Genomic DNA, 769 nt, shown 5'->3' on the forward strand with positions numbered 1-769 from the left:
CACCGACCCGGCCCACCTCGCCGCAGCCAAACAGCTGCGGCAGCAGTACCTGCACCCCACCCAACCGGTGCCGGTTGCCGGCGACGAGCTCGCACGCGACCTTGCCGACTACGACCGAGCCTTCGGCTTGCTCGATGGCGCCCTCGAGCGTGAAACTCTCTGTGCGGTCGAGGAACTCACCGACGGCAGCACCGGCAGCAGCACCGGCGGCACCGGCGGCACCGTCGGCACCGGCGGCACCGGCGGCACCGGCGGCACCGGCGGCAAGGCTGACGGTGAGGTGGCCTGATGTTAGCCAAGGCCAAGACGGACGCCGTCAGTGCGGCGCTCAAGCAGCTGACCTACCTGTCGGCAGCGTTGAAAGCGCCTCGAATCATCGAGTCCGCTGCTCGGCTGGCCGACCATGCCCGCGACGCCGGCTGGACCCACGAGGAGTACCTCGCCGCGGTCCTGGACCGGGAGGTCGCCGCCCGCAACGCCTCCGGCGCCCAGCTGCGGATCCGGGCCGCCGGCTTCCCCGCGCGCAAGAGCCTCGAGGAGTTCGACTGGGACGCCCAACCCGCCGTCCGCCAGCAGATCGCCGCCCTGGCCTCCGGCGGTTTCCTCACCGAGGCCCGCAACGTCGTGCTGCTCGGCGCGCCCGGCACCGGCAAGACCCACCTGGCCACCGGCCTGGGCATCGCCGCCGCCGGCCACGGCCACCGCGTGCTGTTCGCGACCGCGACCGACTGGGTCACCCGCCTGACCGAGGCCCACCGCGCCGGCCGGC

Annotated in this window: 2 protein-coding genes; both read left to right on the forward strand. The window is 73.6% G+C overall.

Annotated features, from left to right (window positions below; genetic code table 11):
* Positions 1 to 289: hypothetical protein (locus ABD297_RS23615; protein ID WP_344257619.1), on the forward strand; the 289-nt coding region annotated here is incomplete at its 5' end.
* Positions 289 to 769, forward strand: a 481-nt coding sequence (locus tag ABD297_RS23620) for an ATP-binding protein (RefSeq protein ID WP_344257621.1), incomplete at its 3' end; no start/stop codon positions are given. The genes ABD297_RS23615 and ABD297_RS23620, both read left to right, overlap by 1 nt.

The organism is Terrabacter carboxydivorans (genome assembly GCF_039532035.1).
In the GTDB taxonomy this organism is placed as follows: Bacteria; Actinomycetota; Actinomycetes; order Actinomycetales; family Dermatophilaceae; genus Terrabacter; species Terrabacter carboxydivorans.